Origin of the sequence: Nocardia sp. JMUB6875, from assembly GCF_041154655.1 — a bacterium.
Taxonomy (GTDB): Bacteria; Actinomycetota; Actinomycetes; order Mycobacteriales; family Mycobacteriaceae; genus Nocardia.
In genome coordinates this window covers 1-23,466 of sequence record NZ_BAAFGR010000004.1, presented here as the reverse complement: position 1 = coordinate 23,466, position 23,466 = coordinate 1, and the positions used below count along the sequence as shown (strand labels likewise).

Annotated in this window: 23 protein-coding genes and 1 pseudogene; 13 read left to right on the top strand and 11 right to left on the bottom strand. The window is 69.0% G+C overall.

Annotation, left to right across the window (positions count from 1 at the left end; all coding sequences use genetic code 11):
- Positions 1-87 precede the first annotated feature (87 nt).
- From ACAM49_RS01880 to ACAM49_RS01865, 4 genes and pseudogenes are all read left to right on the top strand, one after another.
- The gene (locus ACAM49_RS01880; protein ID WP_369633700.1) at positions 88-939 is read left to right on the top strand and encodes an alpha/beta fold hydrolase; all 852 of its coding nucleotides are present in this window, start codon (positions 88-90) and stop codon (positions 937-939) included.
- Between the two features lie 48 nt (positions 940-987).
- A complete protein-coding gene (locus tag ACAM49_RS01875; RefSeq protein ID WP_369633699.1) occupies positions 988-1,434 on the top strand; it encodes a VOC family protein in 447 nt (148 codons plus the stop codon).
- Positions 1,435-1,456: 22 nt separating this feature from the next.
- Positions 1,457-2,908 carry an NAD(P)/FAD-dependent oxidoreductase gene (locus ACAM49_RS01870; protein WP_369633698.1) on the top strand — a complete coding sequence of 484 codons (1,452 nt, stop codon included), beginning with the start codon at positions 1,457-1,459 and terminating at the stop codon, positions 2,906-2,908.
- 302 nt (positions 2,909-3,210) lie between these two features.
- Positions 3,211-3,589 (top strand): annotated as a pseudogene (locus tag ACAM49_RS01865) (ATP-binding cassette domain-containing protein); the annotation flags it as partial.
- 70 nt (positions 3,590-3,659) lie between these two features.
- Here ACAM49_RS01865 and ACAM49_RS01860 read toward each other — a convergent pair.
- The 3 genes from ACAM49_RS01860 to ACAM49_RS01850 form a co-directional block, all read right to left on the bottom strand.
- Complete coding sequence (locus ACAM49_RS01860; protein WP_369633697.1) at positions 3,660-4,703, bottom strand: alpha/beta fold hydrolase; 1,044 nt, start codon at positions 4,701-4,703, stop codon at positions 3,660-3,662.
- 86 nt (positions 4,704-4,789) lie between these two features.
- Positions 4,790-5,308 (bottom strand): LuxR C-terminal-related transcriptional regulator, encoded by a 519-nt coding sequence (locus ACAM49_RS01855; RefSeq protein WP_369633696.1) that lies wholly within the window; start codon positions 5,306-5,308, stop codon positions 4,790-4,792.
- Positions 5,238-7,496, bottom strand: coding sequence for an AAA family ATPase (locus ACAM49_RS01850; protein WP_369633695.1), 2,259 nt, complete (start codon positions 7,494-7,496; stop codon positions 5,238-5,240). The genes ACAM49_RS01855 and ACAM49_RS01850 overlap by 71 nt, the downstream gene beginning before the upstream one ends.
- Positions 7,497-7,626: 130 nt before the next feature.
- Here ACAM49_RS01850 and ACAM49_RS01845 point away from each other — a divergent pair, with 130 nt between their 5' ends.
- From ACAM49_RS01845 to ACAM49_RS01835, 3 genes are all read left to right on the top strand, one after another.
- The gene (locus ACAM49_RS01845; protein WP_369633694.1) at positions 7,627-8,055 is read left to right on the top strand and encodes a hypothetical protein; all 429 of its coding nucleotides are present in this window, start codon (positions 7,627-7,629) and stop codon (positions 8,053-8,055) included.
- Positions 8,055-8,945, top strand: a complete 891-nt coding sequence (locus ACAM49_RS01840) for an alpha/beta fold hydrolase (protein WP_369633693.1) — start codon at positions 8,055-8,057, stop codon at positions 8,943-8,945. Before ACAM49_RS01845 ends, ACAM49_RS01840 begins: the two co-directional genes overlap by 1 nt.
- 160 nt (positions 8,946-9,105) lie before the next feature.
- Positions 9,106-9,690, top strand: a complete 585-nt coding sequence (locus ACAM49_RS01835; RefSeq protein WP_369633692.1) for a DUF308 domain-containing protein — start codon at positions 9,106-9,108, stop codon at positions 9,688-9,690.
- Here ACAM49_RS01835 and ACAM49_RS01830 read toward each other — a convergent pair.
- Positions 9,679-10,707: a phosphotransferase family protein gene (locus tag ACAM49_RS01830; RefSeq protein WP_369633691.1), complete on the bottom strand. Its 1,029-nt coding sequence runs from the start codon at positions 10,705-10,707 to the stop codon at positions 9,679-9,681. The two genes, ACAM49_RS01835 and ACAM49_RS01830, sit on opposite strands and share 12 nt — an antisense overlap.
- Before the next feature lie 2 nt (positions 10,708-10,709).
- The gene (locus ACAM49_RS01825; protein WP_369633690.1) at positions 10,710-11,822 is read right to left on the bottom strand and encodes a hypothetical protein; all 1,113 of its coding nucleotides are present in this window, start codon (positions 11,820-11,822) and stop codon (positions 10,710-10,712) included.
- A gap of 119 nt (positions 11,823-11,941) precedes the next feature.
- Here ACAM49_RS01825 and ACAM49_RS01820 point away from each other — a divergent pair, with 119 nt between their 5' ends.
- Positions 11,942-12,559 carry a TetR/AcrR family transcriptional regulator gene (locus ACAM49_RS01820; RefSeq protein WP_369633689.1) on the top strand — a complete coding sequence of 206 codons (618 nt, stop codon included), beginning with the start codon at positions 11,942-11,944 and terminating at the stop codon, positions 12,557-12,559.
- Positions 12,560-12,609: 50 nt separating this feature from the next.
- On the opposite strand, the gene ACAM49_RS01815 is transcribed toward ACAM49_RS01820, so the two are convergent.
- From ACAM49_RS01815 to ACAM49_RS01805, 3 genes are all read right to left on the bottom strand, one after another.
- Entirely contained in the window at positions 12,610-12,972 is a 363-nt protein-coding gene (locus ACAM49_RS01815; protein WP_369633688.1) for a hypothetical protein, read from the bottom strand.
- 205 nt (positions 12,973-13,177) lie between these two features.
- Positions 13,178-14,128 carry a LysR family transcriptional regulator gene (locus ACAM49_RS01810; RefSeq protein ID WP_369633687.1) on the bottom strand — a complete coding sequence of 317 codons (951 nt, stop codon included), beginning with the start codon at positions 14,126-14,128 and terminating at the stop codon, positions 13,178-13,180.
- A gap of 1 nt (position 14,129) precedes the next feature.
- On the bottom strand, positions 14,130-15,359 hold the full coding sequence (locus ACAM49_RS01805) for an MFS transporter (protein ID WP_369633686.1): 1,230 nt from the start codon (positions 15,357-15,359) through the stop codon (positions 14,130-14,132).
- A 143-nt stretch (positions 15,360-15,502) separates the two neighbouring features.
- Between ACAM49_RS01805 and ACAM49_RS01800 the strand changes: the two genes are divergently transcribed.
- Positions 15,503-16,390, top strand: a complete 888-nt coding sequence (locus ACAM49_RS01800) for a LysR substrate-binding domain-containing protein (RefSeq protein ID WP_369633685.1) — start codon at positions 15,503-15,505, stop codon at positions 16,388-16,390.
- A gap of 4 nt (positions 16,391-16,394) precedes the next feature.
- Here ACAM49_RS01800 and ACAM49_RS01795 read toward each other — a convergent pair whose 3' ends face one another.
- A complete protein-coding gene (locus ACAM49_RS01795; RefSeq protein ID WP_369633684.1) occupies positions 16,395-17,780 on the bottom strand; it encodes an ammonium transporter in 1,386 nt (461 codons plus the stop codon).
- A gap of 198 nt (positions 17,781-17,978) precedes the next feature.
- On the opposite strand from ACAM49_RS01795, the gene ACAM49_RS01790 reads away from it, so the two are divergent.
- From ACAM49_RS01790 to ACAM49_RS01780, 3 genes are all read left to right on the top strand, one after another.
- Complete coding sequence (locus ACAM49_RS01790; RefSeq protein WP_369633683.1) at positions 17,979-18,629, top strand: TetR/AcrR family transcriptional regulator; 651 nt, start codon at positions 17,979-17,981, stop codon at positions 18,627-18,629.
- A complete protein-coding gene (locus ACAM49_RS01785; RefSeq protein ID WP_369633682.1) occupies positions 18,626-19,549 on the top strand; it encodes a TauD/TfdA dioxygenase family protein in 924 nt (307 codons plus the stop codon). The genes ACAM49_RS01790 and ACAM49_RS01785 overlap by 4 nt, the downstream gene beginning before the upstream one ends.
- Before the next feature lie 156 nt (positions 19,550-19,705).
- The gene (locus ACAM49_RS01780; protein WP_369633681.1) at positions 19,706-21,010 is read left to right on the top strand and encodes a protein kinase; all 1,305 of its coding nucleotides are present in this window, start codon (positions 19,706-19,708) and stop codon (positions 21,008-21,010) included.
- A gap of 13 nt (positions 21,011-21,023) precedes the next feature.
- Here ACAM49_RS01780 and ACAM49_RS01775 read toward each other — a convergent pair whose 3' ends face one another.
- Together ACAM49_RS01775 and ACAM49_RS01770 are read right to left on the bottom strand one after the other, a co-directional pair.
- The gene (locus ACAM49_RS01775; protein WP_369633680.1) at positions 21,024-21,488 is read right to left on the bottom strand and encodes a DUF4189 domain-containing protein; all 465 of its coding nucleotides are present in this window, start codon (positions 21,486-21,488) and stop codon (positions 21,024-21,026) included.
- 11 nt (positions 21,489-21,499) lie between these two features.
- Positions 21,500-21,940, bottom strand: coding sequence for a DUF4189 domain-containing protein (locus ACAM49_RS01770; protein ID WP_369633679.1), 441 nt, complete (start codon positions 21,938-21,940; stop codon positions 21,500-21,502).
- 167 nt (positions 21,941-22,107) lie between these two features.
- Here ACAM49_RS01770 and zomB point away from each other — a divergent pair.
- Positions 22,108-23,466: flagellar motor control protein ZomB (gene zomB, locus ACAM49_RS01765; protein ID WP_369633678.1), on the top strand; the 1,359-nt coding region annotated here is incomplete at its 3' end.

Sequence of the window (23,466 nt, the reverse complement as noted above, 5' to 3'; positions counted from 1 at the left end):
CGTCAGCTGACAGATGTGGCGGCAGGGGTCCGGGAACGAGAGTTGAAGCCGCACAAGGTGCAGTAACGCTCTCGAAGGGACAAGGACATGATCGACATTCGACGCATCGGCAAGCGGCGCGGCGCCCGGGCCATCGCGGCGGTCACCGCCGCGGTGGCGGCCGGCAGCCTGGCGGTGGCCTGCACCGCGAGCACCGTCACCCACGCCGGACCGAACGAGGACGCGCCGAAGCCGACCGTGGTGCTGGTGCACGGCGCGTTCGCGGACGGCTCGAGCTGGAACGATGTCATCGACAAGCTCCGCAAGGACGGGTATCCGGTGGTGGCCGCGGCGAATCCGCTGCGCGGTCCGGCCTCCGACGCCACCACGCTGAAGGGCCTGATCAGCCATATCAACGGACCCGTGGTGCTGGTCGGGCACTCCTACGGCGGTTCGGTCATCAGCGCGGCCGCGGCGGGCAACGACCAGGTGAAGAGCCTGGTCTACGTCGCGGCCTTCCTGCCCGCGCCGGGTGAGACGGCGCTCGAGCTGACCAACAAGTTCCCCGGCACCACCCTGCCCGGCACCCTCGACCCGGTCGCCTTCACCGCCCCGGACGGCAGTGCCGGCACCGATCTGTACATCCAGCAGGCCAAGTTCCACGATCAGTTCGCCGCCGACGTGCCCGCCGACCGCGCCGCCCGGGCCGCCGCGTCGCAGCGTCCGATCCTGCAGGCCGCGCTGGAGGAGAAAGCGACCGTGGCGGCGTGGACCGACAAGCCCAGCTGGGATGTGGTCACCACCCAGGACCTCAATATCCCGGTCGCGGCCCAGCGGTTCATGGCCGAGCGGGCGCACGCGCAGGTCACCGAGGTCGACGCCTCGCATTCGGTCGCCGTCTCGCACCCGGATCTGGTCGCGGGCGTGATCGAGCGGGCTGCCCAGAGCTCCGCCCACTGAACCGCACTCGGCCCACTGACACGAAAAGCATTCGAGGAGAACACGATCATGGATCTGAAACTGGAAGTAATCGTCCTGCCCGTCGCCGACGTCGACCGCGCGAAAGCCTTCTACGTCGAGCGGCTCGGCTTCCGACTCGACGCCGATTTCCCGGTGGACGAGGGCTACCGCGTCGTGCAGGCCACCCCGCCCGGTTCGGAATGCTCGATCATCTTCGGCACCGGCGTCACCGCGGCCGCGCCCGGCTCGGTGCAGGGCCTGCATCTGATCGTCACCGATATCGAAAAGGCCGTGGCGGAGCTGACCGAACGCGGGATCACGGTCGAAGGACCGTTCCACGACGCGACCGGAGCCTTCCACCACGCCGGGGCGAAAGACCGTGTGCCGGGTGCGCATCCGGAGCGCAGCAGCTACGGCTCGTTCGCGGCCTTCACCGATCCCGACGGCAATTCCTGGTTCCTGCAGGAAATTACCCGGCGCGCGCCGGGCCGCTGAACCGATGAGCGAGGCTGAACCCATGTCAGACAAGGAAATCCACACCTACGATGTCGTGGTGATCGGCGCCGGGCCGGTCGGTGAGAATGTCGCCGACCGGAGCCGCGCGGCCGGACTGAGCACGGTGATCGTCGAATCCGAACTTGTCGGCGGCGAATGTTCCTACTGGGCTTGCGAACCCAGCAAGGCGCTGCTGCGACCCGTCCTGCTCTACGGCGAGGCCGCCCGCTTCCCCGGTGTCGGCGGCGCGGTCACCGGTCCGCTCGACGCGGATGCGGTGCTGAAGCATCGTGACCGGACGTCGGCCGACTGGAACGACCGGGACCAGGTCGACTGGCTCGATTCGGCGTGCATCGACCTCGTACGCGGCCACGGCCGTCTCGACGGGCCGCGGCGGGTGACCGTCCACACCCCCGAAGGCGGCATCGTGCGGCTCGCCGCCCGGCACGCGGTGGCGGTGTGCACCGGCACCTCCGCGGCACTCCCGCCGCTGCCGGGCCTGGATGCGTTGCGTCCGTGGACGAGTCGCGAGGCCACCAGCGCCCGCGAGGTGCCCGATCGGCTCGCGATTCTCGGGGCGGGCGTAGTCGCGGTCGAAATGGCCACCGCCTGGCGGGGATTGGGCGCGCAGGTCACGCTCATCGCCCGCGAATCCCGGCTGCTGGGCCGCGTCGAGGCCTTCGCCGCGGACCTGGTCGCCGATCGGCTCCGGGAGGCCGGTGTCACGCTGCATGTGGGTACAACCATCGAGACGGCCGAGCGCGCGGGCGGGCCCGACGACGCTGTCCACATCACACTTGCCGACGGCACGCGACTGGTCGCCGACGAGCTGCTGCTCGCGACCGGACGCGCGCCGCGCACCGAGGACATCGGGCTGGAAACCGTCGGCCTGACGCCGGGGGAGTGGCTCGGCGTGGACGACGCCTATGCCGTGACCGCCGTCGATGGCGAGTGGTTGTATGCGGTCGGCGATGTGAATCGCCGTGCGCTGCTCACCCATCAGGGCAAATACCAGGCGCGGATCGCCGGGGCCGCCATTGCCGCCCGGGCGCGTGGGCTGGCGCTGGATACCGGGCGCTGGGGTGCGCACGCGGGGACCGCTGACCTCGAGGCGGTGCCCCAGGTGGTCTTCACCGATCCGGAAATCGCCGCGGTCGGTCTCACCACCGAGGATGCCGCGCGGGCCGGGCGGACAGTGGATGTGGTCGATTACGAGATCGGCCGGGTCGCGGGCGCGATCCAGCACGATCCCGGGTATCGAGGGCACGCCCGCGTGCTCATCGATCCGGAGCGCCGGGTGATCGTCGGCGCCACCTTCGCCGGAGCGGGCGTCGCCGAGCTGCTGCACTCGGCCACCGTCGCCATCGCCGGTGAGGTTCCGATCGACCGGCTGTGGCATGCGGTTCCCTCATTCCCCACCATCAGCGAGATCTGGCTTCGGCTGCTGGAAACCTATCGCGATCAACGGGTCTGACGCCGCTGGTAGGGTGGTTTCGTGCTCATCGAGGAAGTCGACAGAATCTAGCCGCCAGTCGAAGGCGGCGCATTTCCTCACACCGGCGCGATTCCACTCATCCGCGCCCTCGCGCCTTCGTCTGCTTTCCGCACCCTCATGAATTCACGCGGCCCGCTCGTTTCCCGAGCAGGAAGAGTCGACGACCCATGTCCATATCCATGCCCTCTGCTGTCGTCCTGCAGAACCTGTCCTTCGAATGGCCCGACGGAAGTATCGCGCTTGCCGGGCTCACCGGTACCCTGACCGCCGGGCGCACCGGCCTGGTCGGCCGCAACGGCGCCGGGAAATCCATGCTGATCGAGGATCTGCTGCACGGCCGCCGTCCCGAACGCGCTGTCCTGCATACGGATCGGGTGGGTTATCTGCCGCAACGCCTCGACAATCTGGACGAGCGGGCCAGCGCGCTGGAGAACGTCCACGCGGTGGCCGTCACCGTCGTGACCGGCACGATTCGCAATCAGCTGGCGCGGTTGCTGCTGCGCGGCAGTGCGGTCGAACGTCCCGTCTCGACGCTGTCCGGCGGTGAGCGCTTCCAATCTCGTGGTCAGCCACGACTATCCGTTCCTGCGCCGGATCGGCGTCGATGTGGTGCTCGAGCTCGAACCCTGCGGCCGCATCCACCGACGGGACACGCTCTAGCGGCGTTGTAGAACATGAGAATGCCGGGCCCGCTGATGTTTTCGCGGGCCCGGCATTGGTTTTTCCGGTTTCAGAGGTGGTCGGCGTCGATAATGGCCTGGGCGAACGGATGCGGAGCTTCCTGCGGGACATTGTGTCCGATGCCGTCGAGCACGCGGTGCTCGTACTTGCCGGTGAACTTGGCCCGATAGCCCTTCCCGTCCTTGGCCGGGCCGTCGAAATCGCTGCTGATCGTGATGGCGGGTACGGAGATCGCCGGGCCGGTCGCCAGCCGCTGCTCGTACGAATCGTATTGCGGCTCACCGGGAGCCAGGCTCAACCGCCACCGATAGTTCGAGATGACGATCGCGACGTGATCGGGATTGTCGAAGGCGGCGGCGCTGCGGTCATAGGTGGCGTCGTCGAACTTCCAGGCGGGGGAGGCGCGCTGCCAGATGAGCTTGTCGAAATCGTGGCGGTTGCGCTCGTAGCCCAGGCGACCGCGCTCGGTGGCGAAGTAGTACTGGTACCACCAGCCGAGTTCGGCCTCCGGTGCGAGCGGCTGCTGCTGAGCCGCCTGCTGGGTGATGATGTAGCCGCTCACCGCCACCATCGCCTTGACCCGCTCGGGCCACAGGGCGGCGATGATATCGACCGTGCGTGCGCCCCAATCGAATCCGCCGAGCACCGCCTTGTCGATGTGCAAGGCGTCCATGAAGTCGACGATGTCGCGGGCGATGGCCGACTGCTGGCCGTTGCGGACGGTGTCGGGGGAGCGGAAGGTGGTCGTGCCGTAGCCGCGCAGGAACGGGACCAGCACCCGGTAACCGGCGTCGGCCAGCTGCGGCGCGACATCGACGTAGCTGTAGGCGTCGTAGGGCCAGCCGTGCAGGAGGATCACCGGCTGGCCGGTGCTGGGGCCGAATTCGGCGTAGCCGATATTGAGCACGCCCGCGTCGATCTGCTTGATCGGGCCGAGGGAGGTGTGCGCGCCGGATCCGGCGCGCAGGTCCGCACCCGCGGCCGTGGTGGCGGGAGCGGGGGTGGCCGTGGTTTCGGTCGTGCACGCGGTCAGGGTGACCGCGGCCAGGCCCGCGGCGAGGGCGCCGCCGAGAAGTCTTCTGCTGAAATCCATGCCCTCGACGCTAGGAATCGGCCCGGCCCGGCGGCGAGCGTCGAATGACGTAATCGGTGTCGCCCGGTTACGTCATCCGACACCGGTCATGCGGCCGAATCGTCCGCCGGGGGCAGCAGCGCCGCGAGATCGCCGCGCGAGCTGATCCCCAGCTTCGGGAAAATCCGGTGCAGATGCGTGCTGACCGTCCGATGCGACAGGTACAGCCGCTGCCCGATCTCCCGGTTGGTCAATCCCTGCGCCGCCAGCTGCGCGATGCTCAACTCGTGCGGGGTGAGCTGATCGCGGGCGTCCGGATTCCGGTTCGGACTCGACTCGCCCGCGCTGCGCAGTTCCAGGCGGGCCCGTTCACTCCACGCCGTGAAGCCCAGGGCATCGAAAGTCTCACGGGCCGTGCGCAAATGGGCGCGTGACTCCACCACCCGGCGCTGCCGCCGCAGCCATTCGCCGTAGGCCAGATGCAGGCGGCCGCGTTCGGCGGGCCAGCCGGTGAGATCCGCCTCGAGGGCTTCGGCGAACAGCTTCTCGGCATCATCACCCGCCAGTACCGCCCGGGCGTAGCGCAACCCGATGTGCAGGGCGGGCGACGACGTGGACGCGGCCACCGGCTCCACGTCGCGAAGCAGGTCGCGCAGGGCATCGGTCTGCCCGGCGCGGACCGCGGCCTCGGCGAGTTCGGCGAGGAAGGACGCGTGTCGACAGCGAATAGGACGGGTCGCGTGGATCGTGCAGGCGGGCCAGGTCGGTGAAGGCATCGTCGAATCGGCCCTCGCCCAGCGCGATCAGTCCCCGGGTGAGCAGCACCTTGCCCAGCACCGGCCGGGAGCCGGCCGCGAGACCGACGCGTTCGGCGTCCGTCGCGAGCGCCGCGGCCTGCGGATAGTCGCCACGCAGCGCCGCGATCTCGGCCTGGATCGCGACGACCGACGCATGCATGAAGGTTTGCTGGGTCTCCAGGGCGAAGGCCGCGGACTCGGCCGCGATGGGTGCGGCGGTGGCGAGGTCGCCGACCCGCACCAGGCCCCGGGCCTGGATCGCGAGGGCGCGGGTCAACAGCCCGAGCCGGCCGGACGACCGGAATCCGGCCGCGGCCGCGGTGGCGAAGTGCACGGAGAGGTCGAAGGCGCCGACCTGGTGTGCCGCGCTGCTGAGCAGATGATCGACCTCCGGATCGCGTCCCGTGGTCGCGGCCAGCACCCGCAAGTGACCCAGGACCTGCTCGCCGCGCTCGAACGGAGCCACGATCGAGTCGACCGCGAGCTTCCGCGGATCGCCGTCGGGAACACCGAAGGTGTCGGCTACGGCGAGCACCGCGCGCCGGATATCGGGACCGGGTTCGGACCAGTAGCACCGCATGGCCGCGCCCCACAGGATGCGCAGCGCCGAATCGGTATACCCGTCGGCGGCGACGGAGGCGGCGAGTGCGGCCAATTCGCCTATGTGCGAGGGATTCTCGCGCATGCCGTCCTCGAATCCGCTGAGGATCCAGTTCGCCGTGGCCTGCTGTCCGCTCGTGAGCGGCAGGGTGCGCGCGGTGTCGACCAGTCGTTCGACCGTCTTCCGCTGACCGGAATCGACCGCCAGTTCCGCCGCGCGCAGCAGGCGATCCGCGCGCCGGCCCGGCGTGGCGCTGAGCGCGGCCGCGCGCTCCAGGGCGGCGATCGCGCCGCCGCGGTGCCGGGACCGTTCGGCGGCCTGTTCGAGGGCGGTGGCCACGTCCTCATCGGCCCCGGCCACGCCCGCCGCCCGATGCCACACCTGGCGATCCGGTGACTCGGCGAGCGTCTCGGCCAGTGCCAGATGGGCACGGCGTCGCTGCTCGGCCGTGGCCGAGGCCACCAAGGCCGAGCGGACCAGTGGGTGGCGGAAAGCCACTGCGCCGGAGGCGATATCGATCAGGTGGGCCGTCACGGCGGGTGTGAGGATCTCCGCGGTCGCCGGGGAGCCTTGGACAATCCCCGCGGCGGTGAGTGTCTCGGTGATCGAGTCGCTGTCGTTCAGGGCCGCGACGAGCAGGGCGGCCCGGGTCGGTTCGGGCAGGGTCGCGCCACGCGCCGAGAAGGCGCGTTCCAGCCGCTCGGTCAAGGGCAGCATCATGACCGGTTCGGCGAGATCCGTTGCCGCGGTCGGAAGTTCGGTCAGGGCCAGCGGATTGCCGTGGGCCTCGGCGAGCACCCGGCGGCGGACCTGGACGGGCAGTTCCGGTACGACGCTGTCGAGGAGTGCGTTGGCCTCGTCCTGGGGGAGCGGCCGCAGGCGCAGGGCGGTGAGTCCGGCCTCGCGCAGCGGTGAACCCGTGCCGTCCCGCAGCGTGGCCAGCACCGCGACCGGTTCGGATTCGATGCGGCGCACCACGAAGGCGAGCACCTCGGCGCTGGCGGGATCGAGCCAGTGCACGTCCTCGGCCACGAGCAGCAGCGGCCGCTCGAAGGCGGCGTCGGCCAGCACGGTCAGGGCCGCCAGGCCCACCAGGTGCGGGCTCGGTTCCTCGGTACTGTCCGACATGCCCAGAGCGGTTGTCAGCGCGTCGAACTGGCGCGCGGGCAGGGCTTGGAACTCGCGGCGCAGGGGGTACAGCAGGCGATGCAGACCGGCGTAGGCGAGGCCGTGCTCGGCCTCCAGACCGACCGTCCGCAGTACGCGCAACCCGGTGGCAACGGCGACGGCCGCCTCGACCAGCGTGGATTTTCCGATCCCCGGCTCGCCTTCGATCAGGAAGCCGCTGCGGTCGCCGGGGTTGTCCACGAGGGCGGACAGTTCTTTCAGCTCGGTGTCTCGTCCGAACATCGGCATGTGTGGCGGTCTCCTCCCGGACCCGCGATGACGTACGGGACCTGCCGCGAGATTACCGAAAAACAGTTACGTCACCTCAGCGTCAACTGACAGATTCGGCGCCCTGCCTGCGGCGGCGAAGGTGATTCCCATGACAACCGTTCGCTTTCACCTGATGTCCACCCTGACCCCCGCCGAGGTCGTCGCCGTCCTCACCGACTTCGGCCCGACCCGCTCCGAGGCGTGGCCGAGCATCGACGCCGAGCACTTCACCGTCCACGACCGCGGCGAGAACTGGGCCGAGGTCACCGAGGGCACCGCCGCCGCCTGGGAACGCGCCCGCTACCAATGGAATCCGGACGGCGACACCGTGGTGATCACCACGCTGGATTCCAAGCTCTTCGGCGCGGGCGGCGGCTGGGTGTTTCGCGCCACCCCCGACACCTTCGGCACCCGGGTCGACGTCGAACTGACCCGGACCCCCAAGGCGCTCAAGGGCAAGCTGCTGGCGGCGCTGCTGCCGCTGGTCGGCCCGTCCTCGCTGCGCAAGGCGTTCGCCGGCCCGCTGAAGGCGGAGTGATGCCCGCGAATCCTGCCCTCGCCCCCGGCGTCCACAGCTTCGACTCCGACGGAATCCTCCAGCGCTACCACGTCTTCGGTCGCGGACCGGTTTGCCTCGCGCATCCCGGCGGGCCCGGAATCCACTGGGAGTACCTGCGCATGCCCGAGCTCGAGGAACACCTCACCATGGTGTACATCGAGGCGCTGGGCACCGGCGAATCCGGCCGTCTCCCAACGCATCCGAACGGCTACAGTCGCGGGCGCTACAGCCTCGCGCTGCAGCGGATCATCGAGCACCTGGGCGTACCCGAGGCCTATCTGCTCGGCCATTCCCACGGTGCGTTCGTCGCCGCCTACCACGCGCTGCACCGCCCCGAGCGGCTCGCCGGCGTCATCCTCTACGAGGGTGCCCCGGTCACCGGCCCCGAGCACAGTGCCGAGGCCGGACGCCGCTTCCAGGAGTTCGCCGCCGCCCACGCCGACCGCCCCGAACTGGCCGAGGTGCTCGCGGCAGCCGCTGCCATGCAAGACATTACGAGCGACGAACAAACCGTCGCGGTAGCCCGCGGCATCCTCCCCGCCTACTTCGCCGACTACTGGTCCGACGAACCACGATGGGCTGCCTTCCGCGCCGGCATCCAGGCCACCTACATCTCCGGCCTGAACGCCGACCTGACCCCCGACCTCATCGACGACCGTGCGTCCCTCCCGAATTCGACCATCCCCACCCTGATCATCGTCGGCCGCCACGACGTCATCTGCGGCCCCCGCTGGGCCGAGGAACTCCACACCCTCATCCCCGACTCGCGCCTGGTGATCCTCGAAAACAGCGGCCACCTGGGCCATCTGGAGGAACCAATCCGCTTCACCACCGCGGTCCTCGACTTCGTCTTCTCCTCGAAAGGCTGACCGCCATGCCCTCGTTCCGCGCAGTCCGCAGCGATCTGGCCTTCGCCACAACCATTTTCACGGGCCCGGTAGCCCTGTGGCTCTGGTCCGAGCTCGCCGTACTGCACGGACGAGGGCCCACCCCCTCCGACTTCCTCAACCACTCGAACGGACAGCTCCCATGACAACAACTGCGGCACACGCCACTTCCGCTTCCGAACGTTCCTCCGTCATCCGTGTCTCCCTGATCCGCGGCCTCCTGGCCCTCCTCTGGGCCGCCGCCTTCGCCGCCGCCTCAGACCCCCTGAACGCCGTAGCCATCGCCCTCCTCGTCATCTACCCCCTCATCGACGCCGTCTCCTGCGCCGTCGACTACCTCGCCACCCCCAACCCCTCCGAACGCCGAGTAACCGCGTTCAACGGCATCCTCAGCACCACCATCGCCATTGCCCTCGGCATAGCCGGCACCGCGGGCGGCGTCCCCGCCGTCCTGACCGTCTTCGGCGCCTGGGCAACTCTCTCCGGCGCTGCCCAACTGGTCGTAGGCATCCACCGCCGGGGCCCCGTCCTCGGCAAACAATGGCCAACCCTGATCTCCGGCGGCCTGTCCGCCCTGGTCGGAGCCGTCTACATCGCCCAAGCCGCCGGTGATTCCCCGACCCTGGATGTGCTGTCGGTCTACGCCACCGGCGGCGGCATCTTCTTCCTGGTCCAGGCCGCCCTGTTGCTCTGGAAGGCCCGGACACGCAGAGCGTCAGGAGAGTAGTTGCTCGAGGCGGGTGGTGCAGAAGGCGGTGATGTTCATCTCCGGTGGGAGTTTGGCCTGGTTCGTCATGCGAAGCAGGGGAATCGAGAGCAGCACCACCCCGAGTACTTCGTTGTAATGCAAGTGGCGCACCGGGCGACCGGTGCGTTTCTCGTAGTACTCGATCGTCTCGGCGCGGGAGGGGGTGCCCGGGAGCGGGGTGTGGCCCTCGAATTCGCTGCTGGCCCAGTCCAGGAAGAGCATCCAGGCCAGGTCGGCCTCGCCATCGCCCAGGAAGGCCATTTCCCAGTCGAGGACGCCGGTTACCTGGAAGTCCTTGTCGTAGAGGATGTTCGACATGCGGGCGTCGCCCCAGCAGAGGGACACGCGCTCGGGCTCGTAGGCGTTGTCGCGGAGGTGGGCGAGGGCCCGGCCGAAGATCTCCGGTTGTTGGCCGCCGCACGCCCAGGTCATGGCGGCGTCCAGGTAGCCCACGAGCTGGTGGACGGGTCCGTGGCCGTGGCGGGGGAAGGACAGGAAGTCCAATCGGAGTTCCCGCCAATCCAGTTCGTGGATGGCGGCCATGGTGTCGACGCAGCCCCACCACATGCGTTGCCGCTGTTCGGGTGTGGCCTCGAAGTAGGTGCCGGCCGAGTGGTACGACGGGTAGTCGCTGGGGGAGTCGCCCGGGAGGCGGTTCATCACGTAGTAGGGGCTGCCCAGTGCACCGGTGCCGCGATCCAGCCAGGCGACGGACGGCACCGGGATGGCGGTCCCGGCCAGCCGTTGCATGACCAGGACCTGCCGGAGCAGGTCGTAGTCGGGGAACAGGGCGTTCTCCGGCGGGCGGCGCAGCACCAGGGGCACCGTGCCGTTCTCGCCCATGGCGTCGAACAGGTATGTCTCGGTGGAGAATCCGCGCGCGGTGCGCGCGAACTCGGCGACCGTGGACGATCCGAGCTGCGGAAGATGCTGCCGCAGCGCCGGTTCCAGTGCGGCCGGTAATTCCTCCGGAGAGGGTCGGAGCGCGTTCGTCATCGTTACCCCGCGAATCCGTACCGCGCGTTGCGGCCGTAGAACACCATTTCGACGAGGCCGTAGCCGACCTTGCCCTCGTGCTCGACGCGACACAGAGTTCCACTGAGCGCCTGGACCTTCTGTAGGTCGGCGGTGTCGGTGAGGTCGGCCGCGAAGCTGTCGCTCCAGTACGGTCCGCGCCACAGCCCGGAGCCATAGCCGCGGTACACGTCGTATCCGGCCAGGCCCGGCCAGTAATTGGTGACCCGCGACAGGGTGAACTCGCGGTCCCGGCCGTCGGCGCTCTGGGTGACGAACTTGCCGCCCTTGATGATTCGGAAGTCGTCGCGGAAATCCAGGTCGTGCTTCACGTCGAGGATCGGGATCGGCGGAGCGGCCGAATCGATGGGCTCGAAGATCGCGCCCTCGAAGTGCCAGCGCTCGCCGTCCGCGGTCTCGCGCTGCGCGAAATGCACCAGCTCATCGTCGAATTGGAAGATGCCCATGTAGTACAGCACCCCGTCGGGCATTTCCGCGGGCTGCAGGCCCTCGCCCTCGGACAGGCTGCCGCCGCCACCGCCGTGCCGGGTGCCCCAGGAGTGATCGCGCCCGAACCACCAGTTGTCCGGGTCGATGTCGATGCGCTGCCCCTCGACCTCCAGCCAGCCGCTGATCCGCCCGTTCTGGTAGTACCGCCGGGCGTCCTCGCGCACCCGCCCGCGGCTGCGGAAGAACGCGGGTTCCTGTTCGTAGGCGGGGAATTGGCCCTCGAAGTCGAGTTGCATGCGGATGCCGTGCTCGTTGTCGTCGAGGGTGGCGCGCACCTTGCGCAGCGGTTCGACCACCTCGTAGCGGTAGGGCCCGACCTGCCAGCTGTCCAAACCGTCCGCCTGCCCGATGATCTCGCGCGACATCCGCACCACGTGCGCCACCTTGTCGTCGATGGTGATCATCACGTAGGCGTCCACCACATTGCGGTTGGGGTAGCGCGCCAGGCCGGTCATCACATTGACCGAGCCGGATTTGTCGAAGCCGTACAACACGATTCGCTCGGTCCAGCGCAGGTCGCTCTGCAGCGTGTGGTCGAAGGTGGTGGGCAGCTGGTGGATGAGCAGTTCGTCGTGAGGAGTGAGCATCGGTGGTCCTCTCATGGAGCCCGGCGACGCATCGCCGTAATTCGAATACGCGATGAACCGTATTTCAACCGAGGTCCGGAGATATCCTGTTTCGCGAAACTCGCCGACAGGAGATCTCCGTGACCCAGCCCGCCCCGCGCTCCGGTCCCGGCCGCCCGCGTGATCCGCAATTGGACGCGCAGGTGCTCGCCGCCACCCAGGAACTGCTGGTCAGCGATGGTTACGAGGCCACCACCATTGCCGCGGTCGCCCGCCGCGCCGGCGTCGTCGCCACCTCCATCTACCGCCGCTGGCCCAGCAAGCGAGCCCTGATCGAGGACGCCGCCTTCACCCTCGACACCGGCAACTACCCCGTCCCCACCGGCGACCTGCGCGCCGACCTGCTGGCCTGGACCCGCCTGTTCCTCGACGCGGCCGCCTACCCGCCGGCCCGTTCGGCCCTGCCCGGCCTGCTCGCCGCCTATCACGACAATCGCGAGGAACACCGCCGCATCCTCGACCTGGGCGAGCAGCCGACCCGCGCGGCCCTGCGCGAACTCCTCGCCGACGCCGCGGCCGCCGGACAGGCCTCGCCCGCCTGCGATGCGGACGCGGTTTTCGAGCTGCTCCGCGGCGCAACGCTTTTCCGTGCCCTCACACACGGTGACGAGAACGCCGACGCCTTCTGTCATCAGATCGCCGACGCCCTGCTGGCCGTCGCGGCCGCTCCCGCGCGAGTGACATCGGCGGTGGACTGACACGAGAAAGGCCCGGATCCGGCCGGATCCGGGCCTCGCAACGTGCGTCTTTACGGCTGGTAGACCTCGACGTAGGCGTTGGTGGCCACGGCGATGACACCCGGTCCCATACCGGTGCAGCCCACCGAAACGGGCTGGCCCGACGGTGTGAACGGGTAGCTGAGCGACTTGTACGGTCCGATGGCGTACAGCGGGAACGGCCCGCTGGCGTAGAGGCCGACACAATCCAGGTGCACGACGTAGTTGGAACCGCCGTCCGGAGCGCAGACCGCGGTCGCGTCGGTCAATCCTCTCGTGACGCTGCAGTCCTGCGGCGCGGCCTGTGCGCTACCCGCGCCGAGGACGGCCGCGAAGCCCAGGCCCGTAATGCTGACCGCGGCAATCCGTGCGGCGACACCCAATGACGTTCTCATGAAACTCCTTCAGTTCGCAGTGCAGGTAGAGCGGGGCCGACCTCACGATCGGACGACCCGACCCTGGGAATCGAAGCGTTCCGATATTCATCGGACGAATGACCGTTTTCGCTACCGGGTAATTCTTCTGAGTCCGAAACCGGCTGGAAAACAGTGTTTTCCGGTGGCAACGACCAGCACGGTCTCCGACGCCAGCCCGCCGATGTCATGCGGCCACCCCCTGGACCGTGCTGACCAACTCGTCGACCAGGGCCTTCGGGGCGCGATCGGTCCACATGACCACCGCGTCGATCGGGGGCGCGTCGGCCACCGGGAGCACCCGGGAACCACTGTCCGCGTGCCGCCGGGCCATGGATTCCGGTGCGAGCCAGATCCCCTGCCGCCGGGCCGCGATGATCGGACCGTCCTCCACGTCCAGCACCGCCGGATCGCGCAGCGCCCGGTCCGGGCGCAGGGTGCCGACCCAGCCGCGTTCGACGCTGTCGGACACGAAGATCGCGGGCAGCACCACCGGATCGGCGGCCAGCTCGGCCAGCACCAGCGCGTCGTGCTCGGCGAAACGGTGGTCGCGGGACACCGTCGCCACCCAGGGCTCGGAGCCGATGACGGTGTGGCGCAAGCGGGTTCCGTCCAGTGGGAGCCAGCCGAATCCGGCATCGGCCCGGCCGGATTCTAGGGCGCGCACGCCCTCGGGCATGGTCCGCACGCTGACCAGATCCACCTGTAGACCCGGTACCGCCGCTTCGAGGCCGTCGGCGACCCGGATCAGGAAGGGGGTGGTCCGGCACGGGCAGCACACCACGCGCAGGCGGTTGATCCGTTGTCCCGCAACCCTGTTCACCCGCTCGGCCAGCTCCACCCAGCCGTCGACGAGGGCCTGCGCCCCGGTCGCGAGTTCCCGTCCGGCATCGGTCAATTGCGTTCCGTGTGAACCGCGGACCAGCAGCACCGCCCCGAGTGTCCGCTCCAGCTGCCGGATCTGGGCCGAGAGCGTCTGCCGCGTGAGGTGCAGCAGCGTCGCCGCCCGCGTGATATCGCCCGCCGCCGCTACTGCCAGGAAGGATTCCAGCAGTCGAATGTTCAACTCCGGCAGGGCGTCACGGGCGATCGGCTCGTACAGCCGCCGATCCCGCTCCGCCGCACCAATACCCGGCATGTCAGACCTCCGCCTCGGAACGGGTGCTCCGGGTCGCCCACACCGCCGCGGCGGCGAGCCCCGCCAGCGCCGCGCCGACCCACAGCACGGCCCGCAGCGCCAGATTGTCGGCGACCAGCCCGCCGAACAACGCGCCCAGCGCGATCGCGAGATTGAACATGGAGGTGTTCAAGGCCGTGGCCGCCTCCGCGGATTCCGGTGCGGCACGCAGAATCCAGGTCTGCACACCCACCGGGATGCCGCCGAACGCCAGGCCCCACACGATCAGCAGCCCCAGCCCCGTCACCACCGTGCCGCCGACCAGTGCCATCAGCACCAGCACGGCCGCCAGCAGCCCGGCAATCGTGATGAGCGCCTTGCGGATATCGTGCCCGCCCAGCGCACCGGCCACGAAATTGCCGATGATGCCCGCGACTCCGAAGGCCAGCAGCGACGGACCGACCAGCGCCTGGTCCATCCCGGACACGTCCTGCAGGATCGGGCTCACGAACGTGAACGCGGTGTAGTGCCCGCTCACCAGTAGGAACGTGACCAGCACCCCGGCCCGTACCACCGGATTGCGGAACTGCTCGGCCAGCGTGCGCACCCGCACCGGCTCGGTGGCGGGCAGCGGCGGCAGCAGGAGCAGCAGCGCCACCACGACCACCAGGCCCAGTCCGCCCAGCACCCCGAAAGCCACGCGCCAGTCGGTCAATTCGCCGATCAGCGTGCCGGCCGGGACGCCGAGCACATTGGCAGCGGTCGCACCGCCGAAGGCGATGGCGGTCGCGCGCGGAATGAACCGCTCCGGCACCATGCGCACCGCGATGCCCGCCGCCAGCGCCCAGAAGCCGCCGATGGCGATGCCGACCAGGAAGCGCGAGGCCAGCAGCAGCGGGAAGTTCGGCGCGAACGCCGACATCAGATTCGCCCCGACCATCAGGGTGATCAGCCCCAGCAGCACCACGCGCCGATCCAGGCGGCCGATCGCCACCGGCAGCAGCGGCGCGGTCGCCGAGGCCACCAGGCCCGGCACCGTCACCATCAACCCGGCCGTGCCCTCGGAGACGTCGAGCGCACCACCGACCGAGGTCAGCAGACCGACCGGTAGGGCCTCGGACGTCACCATCGCGAACGTCCCCATCGCCACCGCCGCGACACCCAGCCACCGGTGCAATGGCACCCGCTCCGGTGTGGATTCCGGTGTCGGAGCCGGGGATTCCTGTGCCGGAGAACCGACAGCGCTCACCATGCGCACACTCCTCATCTGTGAGAATCCCCGCCGGTCACGGTGACCGGCGGGGCCTCGATTTAGAATGGTCAGCCCCCTGCGGCCGAACAACGACGAAAAGTGCAATGCCGCATTAACCGCGGAGTAAGCGAGACGGGAACTTCGTGGAACTGCGCGACATCGAGATCTTCTTGACGCTCGCCGAGGAACTGCACTTCGGCCGCACCGCCGAGCGCCTGCACGTCACCCCCGCGCGCATCACCCAGGCGATCAAGAAGCAGGAGCGTCAGATCGGCGCCCTGCTCTTCGAGCGCACCAACCGCAGCGTCCGCCTCACCACCGTCGGCGAACAGCTGCGCGACGATCTGCTCCCGCACTACGAGGGCCTGGCCTACGGCATGCGCCGCGCCAAACTCGCCGCCAGCGGCCAGACCGCGGTGCTGCGCCTGGGCCTGATGCCGTTCAATATCAGCGAGTTCCGCGTCTTCTGGGACGAGTTTCGGGATCGGCATCCCAACTGGCAGTTGAAACTTCGCCGCATGCACTACACCGACCCGTTCGAGCAGCTGCGCAGCGGCGAATTCGACGCCGTGGTGCTCTGGCTGCCGGTGCGCGAACCCGATTTCGTGGTCGGGCCCACGCTGTTCCACGATCCCCGGGTCCTCGCCGTCGCCGACGACCACCCGCTGGCCGACCGCGAGACGGTCACCCTGGAGGAGACCACCGAATACGTGCACGCCATGGCCCCGCTCGGGTCCCGCTACTGGGAGGACGGCTACCTGCCCTTCGTCACGCCCGGCGGCAACCCGGTCAACCGCGGCCGCCCGGCCCTGCACGCCGACGACCTGATCGACATGATCAGCACCGGTGAGGTCGTCCACATCTTCCCCGGCCACGTGCGCCGGCACTGGGGCATGAGCAATATCCGGTTCATCCCGGTCACCGACATGCCGCCCATCTCCTACGCCCTGATCTGGCGCTCCGAACTCGAATCCGAGCCGATCCGCGCCGTGGCGGAGGTGATCGGCGAACTGGGCGCGCGGCAGCTCTGACCGCTCACCAGTACTGGTTGCGGGATCGCTGGGCGGGCCGCGGCGGGGGAGTCGGCTGTCGCCGCTGGGGCGGGACGCGGGGCTGCGGGTGCGTGACGGTCGCGGGCGTCAGCGGGTGGGTGTCGTAGGCGGATTCGGCGTGTTCGGCCTCGTCGACGCCGTTCACCTCGGCCTCGTGGTCGACGCGGAAACCCAGCAGCCGGTGGATGATCCAGGCGAGCAGCAGGGTGGCGAGGAAGGAGTAGGCCAGCACCGCCAGGGCCGCGACGGCCTGCCGTTCGAGCTGGGTGAGACCACCGCCGTAGAGCAGGCCGTTACCGCCGGCCGGGTTCACCGAGGCGTCCGCGAACAGGCCGATCAGCAGCGTTCCCACCAGGCCGCCGACCAGGTGGACGCCCACCACGTCCAGCGAATCGTCGTAGCCGAAAACGTATTTCAGGCTCACCGCGAGCGCACAGCACACCCCGGCCGCCAGTCCGATGCACAGCGCGCCGATGGGCCCCACGAAACCGCAGGCGGGTGTGACGGCCACCAGACCGGCGACCGCGCCGGACGACGCCCCGATGGTGGTCGGCTTCCCGTCGCGCAGCTGTTCGACCACTATCCACGCCAGCGAGGCCGCGCCCGTCGCGATGGTGGTGTTGGTGAACGCCAGGGCGGCGAGATCGCCTGCGGTCAAGGCGGATCCGGCATTGAAGCCGTACCAGCCGAACCACAGCAGCGACGCGCCCAGCAGCGTGAACGGAACATTGTGCGGGCGTGGGACAGTGCGCGGCCAGCCGTGCCGCTCACCGATCACCAGCACCACCGCGAGCGCGGCCGCGCCCGCGTTGATGTGCACCGCAGTACCGCCCGCGAAGTCGAATGCCTTGAGCCGGTTGACGATCCAGCCGCCGACATCGGTGGAATTGCCCGACGCGTCGGAATCGGTGAACCCGCTGGCGCTGAAAACCCAATGGGCGACCGGGAAATACACCACGGTCGTCCACGCGACCGTGAAGACCACCCAGCTCCAGAATCGGGTCCGTCCCGCGATCGCCCCGGTGATCAGGGCCGTCGTGATGATCGCGAACATGAGCTGGAACATCACGAACGCCATCGTCGGAATCTGGTGTCCCGCAGGGCCGGACAGCGTTCCGTGCGTCATGCGCAGCAGGCTGTGCGACATACCGCCCACCAGCCCTTGATAGGCATCGTCGCCGAACGCCTCGCTGTAGCCGTACAACAGCCACAGGGTCGACACGACGCCCAGGCAGACGAAGTTCATCATCAGCATGTTCAGCACGCTCTTGCCGCCCACCATGCCGCCGTAGAAGAACGCCAGCCCCGGCGTCATCAACATGACCAGCGCGGCGCTCGCCAGCACCCACGCGGTATCTCCCGAATTCACACTCGTACCTCATATCCCACGGGAATTCGCGCACAGCATCGGAAAATGCTGTTTCCCCCAGTGGCCCGTTGGTGTTTCGAGGTGGTGAATTCGACGGCGGCCGGTCGTGCGACCGCGCGAAGCGTGCCGTCGCCGGGGATAAGGATCTGCGTGAACCAATTCCTGGCCGGTTTAACGCAGCCGCTTTAACTTGAGGGCATGGCGGCGAAAGCGCAGATCCTGGCGGCGGCGGAACGTCTGTTCGCCGAATTCGGCATCGAGTCGGTGTCGTTGCGGCAGATCGCGGTCGCCGCGGGACAACGCAATACCTCGGCGGTGGCGTATCACTACGGCAGCAAGGAGGCGCTGGTCGAGGCGATCTACGTGTGGCGGATGACCACGGTGAACGCGCAACGACTGGCAGGGCTGCGCGCACTCGGGACGGAAGCGAGCGTCGAGCAACTGGTGCGCGCCCTCGTCGAACCACTGGCCGCGACGCTGCACGATCCGGAGCGCGGCGACGAACCCAGCTGGTATCTGCGCTTCATCGCCGAAACCCTGTGGCGCCCACAGTTCGATCCGGTCGTCAACACCCTGCGCCGTCCCGAGGCCGAGAGCGTCCGGCTCGTCGTCGCGGGCCTACGCGGTGCGCTCGACGGGCTCGCCCCCGAGCTCTTCGACGAGCGCATGCGGCTGGTCTCCATGCTGGTGGTCACCGCGCTGGCCGACCGGGAACGCCGTCTCCAGGAGCCGGATCCGCCACCGCATCTCGGCGACCTCGGGCTCGAGGTGCTCGTCGCCGCGGCCACCGCCATCCTCACCGACCCCTGGCCACCTCGAAATCGACCGACAGAACAAGGAATACGATGACTGCCTCCTACGCCACCTTGGGCGACCTGCTGACCGGCCGCTCCCTGGCCGCCGGGCCGCGCACCCTGCACCGGCTGCCCGGCGGCGCCGACAGCGCGCCCTACGAACTCTTCACTCTCACACCGCAAACCAATCTGATCGGCGCGGAGATCTCGGGCATCGATCTGCGCGAGCCGGTCGGCCCGGAACTGTTCGCCGAACTCGACCGCGCGCTGCTGGAGTGGAAGGTGCTGTTCTTCCGCGACCAGCACCTCACCGGGGCGCAGCACCGCGACTTCGCGCGGCTGTGGGGCGAACTCGAGGTGCACCCGTTCCTGCCGCAGGGCGATGTCCCCGAGATCGTCCGCTTCGCCAAGGACGCCGACAATCCCGGCGTCGAGAACGCCTGGCACACCGACGTCACCTGGCGCGAGCGCCCCGCGCTCGGCTCGGTGCTGCGCGCCATCGAGGTGCCCGCGGCCGGTGGCGACACCCTGTTCGCGGACATGGCGGCCGCCTACGACAACCTGCCCGAGGACCTCAAGGCGCGCATCGAGGGCCTGGACGCGGTGCACGACTTCACGCTGCCGTTCGGCCGCTTCCTCGACGCCGACGAACTCGCCCGCCGCCAAGCCGAATTCCCGCCGGTCGCCCACCCCGTCGTGCGCACCCACCCCCGCACCGGCCGCAAGACCCTGTTCGTCAACGCCGTCTTCACCACCCACATCGTCGGCCTGGACACCGACGAGAGCGAAGACCTGCTGCGGCAGCTCTTCCTGCACGCCCGCACCCCGGAATACCAGGTCCGATTCCATTGGGCCGCAGGCTCGATCGCCTTCTGGGACAACCGCGCCACCCAGCACTACGCGGTCAACGACTACTTCCCGCAGCGCCGCGTGATGGAGCGCGCCGCCATCCTCGGCGACCGCCCCTACCGCTGATCCGGCACCGCCGGGTTCGCCCGGCGGACAGGGATCGAAGCCTGCCCCGGGCATCGCGGTTGCGATAGATTCTGTCGGGGCCGCACCCATGCCCGGGCATACCGACCGCGCTGTCCGGGGTACGCGGCCCCGATCAGCGTGTGGGGAGGGTCGTCCGTGAGTTTGCAGCCGGGGGCTGTGTTTGCCGGATTCACCGTGGAGCGGCTGCTCGGCGCGGGTGGGATGGGCGCGGTGTATCTGGTCGGGCATCCGCGGCTGCGAAAGCAGGTGGCGCTCAAGGTGCTGGCCGGTACCTTCACCTCGGATACCAAGGCGCGGGCGGCATTCGAGCGGGAGGCCACGCTCGCGGCCGGACTCGATCATCCGAACATCGTGTCGGTGTACGACCGCAGCGCCCCGGACGATCCGGCGTTGTGGCTGGCCATGCGCTATGTCGGCGGCGGTGACGCGGCGGGGCTGCTGAGCGCGCACCCGGGTGGACTGGAGCCGGAGCGGGCGGTGCGATTGCTCGAAGACGCCGCGCACGCATTGGATTACGCGCACGCCCGTGGGGTGCTGCATCGGGATGTGAAGCCGGCGAACCTGCTCATCGAGAACGATCAGCGGCACGGGGAATCCGCGGTGCTCACCGACTTCGGGATCGCGCGCACGCTCGACGACACCGTCACCCTGTCCGGGATCGCGGCCACCTTCGCCTATGCCGCGCCGGAACGGTTCAGCGAGGAGCCGGCCGACCATCGCGCCGACATCTACTCCCTGGGCTGCACCCTGTTTCAACTGTTGACGGGACAGCCGCCCTTCCCGCGCAAGGATCAGGCGGCCGTGATCGGCGCGCATCTGACCGCGCGACCGCCGTCGCCACGCGAGCTGCGCGCCGAACTCCCCGCCGAGTTGGATGCGGTGATCGCCACCGCGCTCGCGAAGTCGCCGAACGACCGGTATCCCAGCTGCGCCGCCCTCGTCGGGGCGGCCGCTGAGGCGCTGACCTCCGCCGTGGTGGCCGTGCCGGAACCGCCACGGCCGGTGGCGCTTTCGAAAGCCGCGCTCCCGGACCTGCCGGAGCTGCCGACCGAACTCGACAGACCGCTCGAGAAGACCCGATCCATCCGGCGGCCCACGGTGGTATCGGGGCTGGCCGTCGCGGGCGTGAGCGTGATCGTCACCGGCGTGATCGCCATGCGCGGCCACTCCGAACCGCCCGCCACGCCGCTCAGCCCGACCAGCTCGCCCGTGACTGTGACACAACAGGTTACGTCGACGACGGCGCCCGTCCAGACCACCGCGCCGACGACCTCGACGCAGCCCCCGGTCGTGACCACCACGGAGGATATTCCGCCCCCGATCAGCTACCAGCCTCCCGTGCAGCAGCCGAGGTACACGCCGCCCGCGATCCAGACGAACCCGGCCACCGAGGCCCCGGGCGTGATTCCGCAGACGCGGTCGCTCCAATACGGTCAGTGAGGCCGGGCCGGACTCACCTGGCGTTCGCGGTGCAGATCGTGTCGAGAACGAAGGCGGGCTTCACGATCCGGACGACCCACGATTCGAGGATGGGACCGGCGGACTTCAGCGCGGCCCGCTCGGCCTCGGCGGCCGTGGCGCCCGTGCCATAGGTGTACATCGGTTGTATCGACAATCCGGGGACGTTCGGCAGCACAGTCCACGGAAAGGCCGAAATATCACGCTCGACCACCGAGCCGCACTCGTTCTGGATCCGCACCGCGATATAGCAGCCGACCGGTTTACCGCACGCGTCCAGCGCGGCCTGATCCGCCGAACTCTGGTTCGGATAGTCGAAGGCCTCACCCACCCGGTCCCCGCCGAGGGCGATCGCACCGTACAGATATCCGCTCGCCTGCGCCGACCCGGCGGCCGCGACCAGCAGCGCCCCGACGACCGGAATCACCATGGCCCAGGCGAATTTACGCGAGACCGACATATGATCGCCCCTCATCCCGCGTTCGAGGTGCAGATGGTGTCCAGCACGAACGCCGGACGCACGACCCACCAGACTCCCGGCACCGAAATCGGTTCCAGGCCCGCCATCCGCATCGCGTTGGCCGATGCCTCGGCGGCCGTGGCGCCGGTCGCCGTCCAGTACTGGGGCCCGGTGCCGAGCGGCCAGGCGATATCGCGTTCGACCACCGAACCGCACTGGTTGTAGAACCGCGCCAACACCGTGCACAGGCCCGCGTCACCACAGGCTTTGACGGCCGCCGCGTCGGCCTCCTTCTGGGTTCGGTAGTCGGTGGCCTCACCAACCCCCTTGGTCCGCACCGCGATCGCGCCGTACAGATCCTCCTCCGCCTGCGCGCTCCCCGCTCCCGCGACGACCAGCGCCGCGGCCGCCGGAATCACCGCTACGAGAGCGGACTTCCCCAACAACGACATTCAACAACCCCCGGACTCGAACGTAGAGATACCGGGGCGATCATGGCGGCAATCACCGCACCTGTCCAGGGGGAATCGGTGCCGATCTTAATGATCTTGAAAGGGGATGTCGCGCCCACGCTTTCTGTGGCCTGCCCGGCCGGGGTGGGGGACTCCAAGATTGCGATGTGGGGAATCGTATTGACAGAATCGGCCTGATCGGTGGAATCGTCTTGGTCGCAGGGCTTTTCGCGATCGGGGGCTGGGAGCGGCGGTGGATCGCCGACGACGGTTTGACCGTGCTGCGCACGGTGCGAAACCTGCTGGCGGGCAACGGTCCGGTGTTCAACGCGGGTGAGCGGGTCGAGGTCAACACCAGCACGGGGTGGACGTACCTCATCTGGGCCGGCAGCTGGGTGACGCGGGCGCGGCTGGAGTACGTGGCGGTGGGGCTCGGGCTGATCCTGTCGGTGGTGTCCATCGTCGTCGCGATGGCGGGTACGGCTCGGCTGTGGGGCGGCGGTCGATTGCTGCTTCCGGCAGGCGCTCTCGTCTATATCGCCTTGCCGCCCGCTCGCGACTACGTCACCTCGGGGCTGGAATCCAGTCTGGTGATCTGCTGGCTCGCGGTGCTGTGGTGTTGGCTGATCACTTGGAGCCAGTCGGAAAAGTCGAGGCTGACAAGCTCTCTCGGAGTGGCATTCTTCGCGGGTCTGGCGCCGTTGATCAGGCCAGAGCTGGTAATTGTCGGTGCACCAGCGGTTTTCATGATCCTCTGCGCGCCGCTGTCCGAGACTCGGTTGCGGCCGTGGGTATTCCGCGCGTCCACCGTTCTGGCCGCGGCTCTCGTGCCGGTGGGCTATCAGATCTGGCGGATGGGCTACTACGGACTGCCCTACCCGAATACGGCCGTCGCGAAGGATGCGAGCGGCGCGAAATGGCGGCAGGGCCTCGCCTACCTCTGGAATCTCGTCGGCCCCTACTGGCTGTGGGTTCCATTGCTCCTGTTGAGCATCGCCTCGCTGTTCACGCTGCGATCCCGGCTACCCCGCGGCGGCATCGCCGCATGGCGGCGGACACCCGCCGCGGTGGTCGCCCTCATGCTCGGCGCCGGACTGCTGTTGACCGCCTACGAGATTCGTGTCGGCGGTGATTTCATGCACGGTCGCATGCTGCTGCCGCCACTGTTCTGCCTGCTACTGCCCGTCATGGTGCTCCCGCTGAAATCAGCTGCCGAGCCGTCGAACTCGCGCCCCTACCGCATCGCGGCGGCCGCGGCCCTGTCCGCCATCGCGGGCTGGGCATTCATCGCCTCGGACGTGACCGCCATCGAATCCGGCAACGCGATAACCACCTCCGGCATCGCAGACGAACGCCTCTACTACATCCGCACCACCGGCCACCCCCACCCCATCCGCGCCGAGGACTACCTCGACTACCCCCGCATCCGAGCCATGCTCCGCGAGGTCTCCCGCAACCCCAACGGCGGCCTCCTCATCAACACCCCGTCCTTCCAGGACTGGCAAACAGTCCCACCCCCGAACACC